Source organism: Streptomyces sp. NPDC060031, assembly GCF_042736805.1.
Classification (GTDB): Bacteria; Actinomycetota; Actinomycetes; order Streptomycetales; family Streptomycetaceae; genus Streptomyces.
In genome coordinates this window covers 1-7,927 of sequence record NZ_JBHWVM010000161.1, presented here as the reverse complement: position 1 = coordinate 7,927, position 7,927 = coordinate 1, and the positions used below count along the sequence as shown (strand labels likewise).

Below are 7,927 nucleotides of genomic sequence, written 5' to 3'. Positions count from 1 at the left end.
GGGCTTTGTTTTGGTGGTCTCCCCGGTCTTCCCCGCCGGGTTATTGACCGTGGGGGGGGGGGCCCCCCCCCTTTTACCCTGGGGGGGGGCCCACCGCCATGTCGTCATGTCCAGGTGGATGGCCGGTGCCGGGCGAAAGCGGAAGCCCGGGGGTATCCGGTGGAACAGTCGGGGCGGTCGCCGTGACGCAGCAGGAATGCCCCATAGGCAGACCGGCACGGTGAAGTGGTTCAACGACGAGAAGGTTTGGGGTTCAGCACACCGCAGGACGGCGGAGATGACCTCCTGGTCCCGGTGCCGTCGGACAGTGGTCAACGACGGCACGCCCCGGGGTCTGCAGCCCTTTTGCAGCCCGCTCCGGCCTTCCCCGGCTCGGACGTAGATGCGGTCTTGGCCGGGTACGGCCGCACCGACCGACTGGTCAGGAGCGCCGACCAGCGGGATTCGTGGCGGTGCGGTTCTAACGTGTCAGAGGTTCGCTGCCCTTGGGTGGGCTGGAGTCTGACGATGGGGTCCAATACGTCGTCGATCGCAAACGCTGTGGCAGCCAGCCGCAGCTGTTGCGGCGGTGTGCGGGAGCGTCCGTCGCCGGCGCTGTCGAGCCGCGGCGGCGGTCCGGCCTCCCTGCGGGGGTGGCCGGACGGCTCAGGGCGTGTGCCCTGCGGCTGGTTCAGAGGAGGGTGTGACCTGCTGGTTTCGGCCCTGGGGTGTTTGCTCGCAGGTCAGGCTTGTGGTGCTCAGTGCTCGCCGTGGTGGTCGGCCTTGTGGTGACCGGCGTTGTCACCGCTGCTGTTGATGCAGGTGTTGCCGAAGGCGGGGTTGAGGAGGCCGACGATGTTGACGGTGTTGCCGCAGACGTTGACCGGGATGTGGACGGGTACCTGGAGGACGTTGCCGGACAGGACGCCGGGGGAGCCGATGGCAGCGCCTTCGGCAGTGGCGTCCGCGGCGGCCATGCCGGCGCTGCCGGCGAGGACTGCAGCGGCTGCGGCGGTAACGGCTACGGCCTTTGCGATACGCGACATCGATATCTCCTGGGGGAGGGGCCTGCCGCAGGGATTACGGCATGGGTACCCGTCCAACAGCATGAGGAAGTGGCCGGTTACGGGGATTGGGCCGAAGCGGTGACCTCTGGTCACCTCCTCAGCCTAGTCGAGCAGGGCTGGGCGTGTCCGATGCCTACAGACGCAGTCTCCGCACTTGGCGACACGCCCTGCGGGGACCGGATTCACGTGAGCACGGCGTAGGAGCTCGGATGATCACCACGCCGGTGCCGCACTGCGGCTGCTCGGCCCTGGTCGGCGCCAGCGGGGAACTCAGTTACGACGCGGAAGGGGCTCCGGGCCGACGGCGCACCAGTTCATCGCGCCGGCACGGACGTTCAGGGACTTAAGTCCCGTCCTCACCGCGCCCAGTCGATCCAGCTCGGCAAGCGCGGCGAGCTGGGCGGCGCCGATCTGGTCACGGCGGGCTTTTTGGTTCCCGATTCTGAGGCCCGTGGACGCTGTGTTCGATGACGACGGACCCGACGCAGGCGCAGCAGTGGCTGGAGTCCCGACCGGACGTTTCCGGGGTGGAGGGAATCTTGTACCCAAGGTTTGGTGTTGACCGATTGACCACGATGCTGTCGGTTCGTGAAGGGGATGCGGCAGCCCTACGGGCTCGGGTTCCGCGGGTGGTTCAGGCTCCGCCGCCGCGACACCACCGAAGGGATCATCGGCGCCGGTCACCGGTGCCCCCTCGCACCGGGCGGTGCTTACTGCCTCAGCCGTGCGTCCGGCACTCCCGCCGCTGCGGTGAACGTGGGCGCGAGCGCCTGTTCGGGCGTGAGACCGAAACCGAGACCGGTGCCGAAGACCGCCATGGCAAGGGCCTGAAACGCCGGGGGAGGCGTGACGGTGTTGGGGTTCTTGGTGGACACCACCTCGATCGCCGTCCGAAGCGCGGGCGAGTACATGGTGGTGGACTCGTAGCCGGCGAAACTGCCTTCTCCGCCGATGAACCCGCCGGACTCGACGAAGCCCAGTCCGTACCGCCACTTGCCGGGCCCGTTGTAGTTCCCCGCGAAGACGAAGGGGATCGGGTTCTTGGTCGCCTCGGACCAGACTGCCGGCTTGAGCAGCGCACCGGTCGCCAGGGCGCGGGACCAGAGCCGCATGTCCGAGAGCGTCGAGACCATGGCTCCGTGGGCCCAGAGGCACGACGCCGGGATGGCCGTCGCGTCATCGGCAGCGGTGGGTGCCTGGGTGGGGCCCACATCACCCAGTCCGTATCCGTGGGTGAATGGTGTGGTGAGGCCGTTGCCAGAGGTCGGGAGCAGGGTGCGGTGGAGTCCGAGCGGCCGGGTGATGCGCTGCTGGACCGCGGTGCTCAGATCCTGGCCGCCGACCAGCTCCACGACACGGCCGAGCAGGTTGTAACCGTAGTTGCTGTACGACCACTTGGCGCCGGGAGCTGCGACAGGGGGGAACTTCCCCTCGGCCGAGAGGAGCTCCTCGACGGTGCAGCCGGTGGGGATCTTCCCCTGGACGGTGGGCGAGGTGAAACCGTCAGCGAGGCCGCTGGTGTGGTTGAGGAGCTGGCGGATCGTGATCCGGTCCCCGTTGGGGACTCCTGGCACCCACTTGGAGATGTGGTCCTCAAGGGCGACTTTCCCCTCGCCCACCAGCTGCAGGACGAGGTTGGCCGTGAACGTCTTGGTCTGGCTCGCGATCTTGAACTGCATGTCCGTACGGAGCGGCGCCCCCGTCGTGAGGTCGGCGACGCCGGTGGCACTGACGAACGTTCCCTTCGGGCTCCAGATGCCGACCAGGACCCCCGGAGTGCGGTTCGTGTCCTTGAACCGGCGGACGATCTGCTTGACCTTGGCTTCGGTCGGCGCGTCGAGGGCTCCGCTGTCGCTGCCGCCCGACACCGCGATGCCAGCGTGCGGCGACTGGCAGGCCGACGCTGCCAGGACTCCGAGCAGGATCAGGCCACCGAGCGAGCGTCCTTTGTGCCGGCCCATGGGTCCACGGCTCCCGTGTGTTGATCTCTCCGGTCCCGGCGAGCGAGAAGTCCGGCCTTCTCGCCAGCGTCACGGGTGGGGCGGACGGGCGCATCCAGGTCACGCCCATCGGAGTGGCGAAGTGTCTGCCCCCACCCACGTCATCCCCCACCGCCGCCGTTCAGCGACCTCCTGAGGTGCAGGCTGAACATCTCCAGCGGCTCGTACTTGCCGATCGACAGCGGTCACTGACCGGGTGTGCACAAAGCCTGGTCGTCAAGGGCATGAACCAGCCGTTCCGGCCCTCTGTGCGCGGCTGGACCAAGCTCAGAAGACGGGACACCAGCGAGGCGATCACCGGAGCGATCGCGGGCACCCTCGGCCGGCCGCAGCTCCTCGTCCTGGTTCGCCACGACGCGGACGGCTGGCTGCGCACGGTCGGGCGGACGGTACCGCTGCGTCCGGACGCAGCCGGGCAGGTCGGTGAGCAGCACCTTGGCTACGGCCGGCCCCGGGCACCCTTGGCAGGGCGTCCGCTTCGCCGATTGGGTGGGCGGTGTAGTGCTGCGCCTGTGTACCGACCCTGCGGCTCGATGTGTACCTTATCTGATGTTTACTCTTCTCTTTTGGGGTAGTCGCCCCTGTGGGATGGCGTCGATCTTGGCGTGATCCCGACTCGTGGAGTGCACTACGTGCTCCGCACAACGGATGGGACAGCTGCCATGACCACTTCGAACCCGGGTGGCATGCCTGAAAGTCGCCGAACCGCCGGTGCTGACGTTTCCGGACACGGAACCCGCCGCCTGTCGACCGAGACGAAGTCGGCCCTGAAGACGACGGAGTTCTTCGTCTACATCGCCTGCGTTATCGCGGTCCTGATCGCCTCCATGGTGGTAGGCACCGACGACAGCCACCTCGACTACTTCCGCGCCGACAAGGCCTGGCTGTACATCGTGCTCCTCACCTTCGGCTACATGATCAGCCGTGGGCTGGCCAAGTCCGGCAGCCGGGACCGCTACGACGACGGGTCCTGACACCCGCCGACGGCGCGAGGGCGGCTTCACAGCCGGCCCAGGACCTCGCGATGCCCCGTCGTGTGGGGAAACGATCGGCAAACGGGTGATCCCAGGCCCGCCGTGGTCTTCGCCCGCCCGCCCATGTGTCCGGCGAATCCGCCGGTGCCGTCGACGAGGTCGGATTCGGATTACGCATGCGCGGCGGGTGGGGGTCGGTGTGCTCGGGGTCGATGGCCGGCTGGTCGCTGTTGCCCTCGTCGACAGCCGTTCAGACCCGGCAGCACCCGAATACCTCAGCGCAGGGCACCTGAAAATCTGTCGCGGCCAGAGTAGACATTAGGCGGTGGCGTGGTTATGGTTTCTCTCGTAGCCCAGAGAGACCGCAGGGCCTGGCAGGGACGAACTGCCGGGCATCAGTACCGCAGTACCCGCACTATCGGTAGTTGCAGTGCGTAGGGCGGTGCGGTGGTGGAGTTCCGAAGCCAGAGCAGGTGCAGGACGGCGACGGGGCTGACGACCGGACCGGGTGGCCCGCAGTGATCAGGGGCCGCCGCGAGCAGTACCGGAAGTATCAGTAAGCGCAGTACCCGTAAGTGCATGACCCAGCAGTGAAGTCAGTGAGCGGTACCTCGGTGAAGGCGTCGGCTGCGGGCGCGCGCACCGGGAAGTTCGGCAGTGGGGTTCTAAGCCAGAGCAGACGCAGGATGGGCGACGGGGCTGGCTGCCGAAGCGTCGCGCTTGGTCAGGCCGCGAGCAGTACAAACGGTTGGCAGTACATCGGTTAAGAGACGTGCCGACAGTGCCCAGTATCCCGTTTGGTAGGTAGTTGATCACCGACGGGAAACGGCGGAGCCAGGCGCCATCAGGATCGCCCGGGCCGGAAGGCTGAGTCCGGATACCGCAGGACATCGATAGTGAGGTGGTCTCCGGTCAAGCAACCGCGATCCCCGCACCCCCGACGGCGTATCAGTCGGGTCTGCGGAAACAGAAGGCCGGCGCAGTATCCCGGCCGGCAGATGGTGTAGCAGTTCCTTCGGGGCCCTGGTGCCATCGGCGCCAGGGCCCCTCCGCGCGTTCCATGAGACAGGCGCGAGAACAGCAGACGACGAGATTGGCCCCGGGGGCGGTACCGCGACCCTGGTCGAGCCGGGGAGCACTGGTGGAACAGCAGGTACAGGTACTGCCCGACGAGGACGGAGTCCGCGTCATCGTGTGCGCGGGCGAGTTCGACCAGGACACCCTCGGACCCCTCAAAACGGCCAGTACGAAAGCCGCATACGACCCGGGCGTGCGGCGCATCGTCCTGGACATCACCGCGGTGACCTTCGCCGACTCCGTCACGCTCAGCCTGATGCTGCACCTGCTGCGCACCGGACGCTTGGTCCTGGCCGGCCCCGTGCCGCCTCGGCTGGACCGGCTCCTGGACCTCACCGAAACCCGTGACCTGTTCCCGACCGCCGACGGCATCGAGGCGGCACGCATCCTGTAGGGCCAAGGATCGCCTCATCCGCCCGCGGCGTCCTCGGCCTCCCAGCGCAGCAGGTCGCCCGGCTGACACCTGAGCACCTCGCAGAGCGCGGCGAGCGTCGCGAAGCGCACCGCCTTGGCGCGGCCGTTCTTGAGTACCGCCAGGTTGGCGGGTGTGATTCCTACGCGGTCCGCGAGCTCGCCCACGGACATCTTCCGCCTGGCCAGCATCACGTCGATGTCGACGGCGATCGGCATCAGATCACCTCGTTCAACTCGGCCTGCATCTGCGACGCTTCGACGTCACGCGCGACGGCCTGGGCGAGCAGCATCCGCAGCACGAGCACGAAGAGTGCGACCCCCAGGATGGCCACGCCAACCCCGCCCATGATGACGGTGACACCCGGGTCGTCTCGCTGGCCCGGCGCATTGAGGGCCGTGACCGCGAACCACACGAGGGCAGCCGCCACGATCGCGCCGATCACGACGTCCACGTACCGGAAGGCGGAGTGGGAGAACACGGTTCCGCGTCGCACCATCGTCACCAGCCGCCATACGCAGACCAGGGCGACCTGGGCCGACACCATGCCCAGGATCGTGAGCACGCGCAGCGGGTTCAGCGGGAGCGACCCGTCCTCCGGGTCGGTGGCCAACGCCCACACCATCAGCGCCTGTACGAACACGGTGCCGGCGAGCACCACCACAAGCACGGCGCGCAGCGCGCTCACTGTCAGCTTTCCCATAGCCCATCCTTCCATCGAGTCGCGATGGGAATCTATCGAATCTCGATAGGTGGAGCAAGGGCTGGGACGACGGGTGGGCGGCGGTTTCGCATCGGGGCGGGACGCCGCCGCCTCCCGTGGCATGGCGGCTGCGCGAACCGTCAGAATCCCGTTGCAATGAGGCGGGCGCGGCCTGACTCCGCCTACGACCTGCGTGGGCAGGCCGCAGGTGGAGTCAGGCCGCTGCTACGGGGCGGGTTCGGAGGCGACGGTGGTGGGGCAGTCGCGGTGTCCGCCTCCTCCAGCCGGTCCAAGGTCCCGCCCGCGTACGCGAGCCGCCTGTTCGCCGCCCAGGAAGCGGGCGCCGCCGAGGCCGAACTCCAGCAGATCGCTGCCGAAGCGTTCCAGGAGGCGTACTTCCAGGACAGCGGGCGCTGAGCTGGCGACCTCCTCGTCGAGTTCACCGACATCGACTACCTCGACCTCGACTACTGAGGGACCAGAGCTGCCGCAGTCGGCGCCGTGGGGGTGGGGCTGCGGCTCTCCTGCGTGGTGGGGAGCCGCAGCCGTCGCCGAGGGGGTGGGGTTAGACGTGGCCGCGTCCGTAGTGCTGGCCGAGCTGGTCGCGGTAGGCGGCGTCGCCGCGGTGCTTGTCCTTGTCGTACTCGGGGGAGTGCTTGATCTGGTCCTTGGTGAGGCTGACGAGGATCTTCTCCTCCTTCACGTCGACGCGGACGATGGTTCCGGCCGGGATGAGGACGTGCTTGCCGAAGATCCAGGGGCCGGTGTCGACGACGATGTAGGAGGAGCCGACGTCTTCGGTGTGTTCGTCGACCTTGCCGATGTGGCCGTCGCTGGCCTCGACCTTGAAGCCGACCAGGCGGGTGCCGGGCGTGTAGCGGGACTCGGGGTTGTAGTTCCACAGGTCAGTCACGGGTGTCTCCTTGGAGTGCGGGGGCCGCTGGGGAGCGGCGGGTCAGGTATGAAGGAGGCTGTTGCGGCCGTCGTGGCCGTCGGCTCCGTCTTCGTCGAGCCAGTGACCCCCGTCTGCGAGGTAGCGGAATCCATGCCGCTCACCGGCCGGGAAGGCGACCGTGACCGCGCGGGATCCGTCGGGGCGCTCGGTCATGGGGTTGGCGCCTGGCCGCCAGCTGTTGAAGTCGCCGACCACACTGACCGGACCGGCGGGATGGCCGGCGGGCAGGACGAACGTGATCTCGGTGCGCGTCTTGCGCCGGGTCCGCTCCAGCATGAAACGTCAGCTCCTCACCGACAGGGGGAAATGGCCTGGCCATCCCTGCCCGGCGCGGCGACGGCGCAGCAGCGGACTACGCCACCTGCGACAGCCAGCCACCCGCACGGACGTACGCGCGGGGCGACGGCACGGGCCGCAGAGGTCGCTCGTACTCGGACGGCCGCTTCCCATGACCACCGCCCCGGGCGGCCGGGTCACCACGCCGGCCAGCGTCTGGCGGGCAAGGACCGGGACCAACGAGGTCGCGCGCCCTCGTGAGACCCTTCAGGGAACCAGCTCGACCGGGGGAGGGGCGACCCGTTGAGGATGGACGCGCGCAGGGTCGCCCATGGCGCCCAGGGCCGCGGCCGGGGGATTCCGGCCCCATGCGGGCAGCGGGCGCTAGGCTAGGTGTATTGCCCTGTGAGGTTGGGGACGCGGCTGGCGGGTGGTTTGCCTGCGAGCGCGGTGTGTCCGCGGTGGTGATTGTAGAAGTGCAGCC

Annotated in this window: 9 protein-coding genes; 3 read left to right on the top strand and 6 right to left on the bottom strand. The window is 68.4% G+C overall.

Annotated elements, in window-relative coordinates; translation table 11 throughout:
* Positions 1-737: 737 nt before the first annotated feature.
* Positions 738-1,025, bottom strand: a complete 288-nt coding sequence (locus ACFWB8_RS35985; RefSeq protein ID WP_385237208.1) for a chaplin — start codon at positions 1,023-1,025, stop codon at positions 738-740.
* Positions 1,026-1,756: 731 nt separating this feature from the next.
* Positions 1,757-3,007 (bottom strand): serine hydrolase domain-containing protein, encoded by a 1,251-nt coding sequence (locus ACFWB8_RS35980; protein ID WP_385237205.1) that lies wholly within the window; start codon positions 3,005-3,007, stop codon positions 1,757-1,759.
* 725 nt (positions 3,008-3,732) lie between these two features.
* On the opposite strand from ACFWB8_RS35980, the gene ACFWB8_RS35975 reads away from it, so the two are divergent.
* Positions 3,733-4,020: a hypothetical protein gene (locus ACFWB8_RS35975; RefSeq protein ID WP_385237202.1), complete on the top strand. Its 288-nt coding sequence runs from the start codon at positions 3,733-3,735 to the stop codon at positions 4,018-4,020.
* Between the two features lie 1,141 nt (positions 4,021-5,161).
* Positions 5,162-5,491, top strand: coding sequence for an STAS domain-containing protein (locus tag ACFWB8_RS35970; RefSeq protein WP_385237199.1), 330 nt, complete (start codon positions 5,162-5,164; stop codon positions 5,489-5,491).
* A 14-nt stretch (positions 5,492-5,505) separates the two neighbouring features.
* On the opposite strand, the gene ACFWB8_RS35965 is transcribed toward ACFWB8_RS35970, so the two are convergent.
* Entirely contained in the window at positions 5,506-5,727 is a 222-nt protein-coding gene (locus ACFWB8_RS35965; protein ID WP_013872065.1) for a helix-turn-helix transcriptional regulator, read from the bottom strand.
* Positions 5,727-6,212, bottom strand: a complete 486-nt coding sequence (locus ACFWB8_RS35960; protein WP_385237195.1) for a DUF2975 domain-containing protein — start codon at positions 6,210-6,212, stop codon at positions 5,727-5,729. The genes ACFWB8_RS35965 and ACFWB8_RS35960 overlap by 1 nt, the downstream gene beginning before the upstream one ends.
* Positions 6,213-6,479: 267 nt before the next feature.
* On the opposite strand from ACFWB8_RS35960, the gene ACFWB8_RS35955 reads away from it, so the two are divergent.
* Complete coding sequence (locus ACFWB8_RS35955) at positions 6,480-6,629, top strand: hypothetical protein (RefSeq protein ID WP_385237192.1); 150 nt, start codon at positions 6,480-6,482, stop codon at positions 6,627-6,629.
* A 148-nt stretch (positions 6,630-6,777) separates the two neighbouring features.
* On the opposite strand, the gene ACFWB8_RS35950 is transcribed toward ACFWB8_RS35955, so the two are convergent.
* Together ACFWB8_RS35950 and ACFWB8_RS35945 are read right to left on the bottom strand one after the other, a co-directional pair.
* On the bottom strand, positions 6,778-7,125 hold the full coding sequence (locus ACFWB8_RS35950; RefSeq protein ID WP_385237189.1) for a PRC-barrel domain-containing protein: 348 nt from the start codon (positions 7,123-7,125) through the stop codon (positions 6,778-6,780).
* Positions 7,126-7,167: 42 nt separating this feature from the next.
* Complete coding sequence (locus ACFWB8_RS35945; RefSeq protein WP_385237186.1) at positions 7,168-7,443, bottom strand: isoamylase early set domain-containing protein; 276 nt, start codon at positions 7,441-7,443, stop codon at positions 7,168-7,170.
* Positions 7,444-7,927 lie beyond the last annotated feature (484 nt).

Bases quoted from the DNA above. Each gene is read 5' to 3' on its own strand.
- ACFWB8_RS35985 (WP_385237208.1), bottom strand. From the start codon at position 1,025: ATGTCGCGTATCGCAAAGGCCGTAGCCGTTACCGCCGCAGCCGCTGCA.
- ACFWB8_RS35945 (WP_385237186.1), bottom strand. From the start codon at position 7,443: ATGCTGGAGCGGACCCGGCGCAAGACGCGCACCGAGATCACGTTCGTC.
- ACFWB8_RS35965 (WP_013872065.1), bottom strand. From the start codon at position 5,727: ATGCCGATCGCCGTCGACATCGACGTGATGCTGGCCAGGCGGAAGATG.
- ACFWB8_RS35980 (WP_385237205.1), bottom strand. From the start codon at position 3,007: ATGGGCCGGCACAAAGGACGCTCGCTCGGTGGCCTGATCCTGCTCGGA.
- ACFWB8_RS35975 (WP_385237202.1), top strand. From the start codon at position 3,733: ATGCCTGAAAGTCGCCGAACCGCCGGTGCTGACGTTTCCGGACACGGA.
- ACFWB8_RS35960 (WP_385237195.1), bottom strand. From the start codon at position 6,212: ATGGGAAAGCTGACAGTGAGCGCGCTGCGCGCCGTGCTTGTGGTGGTG.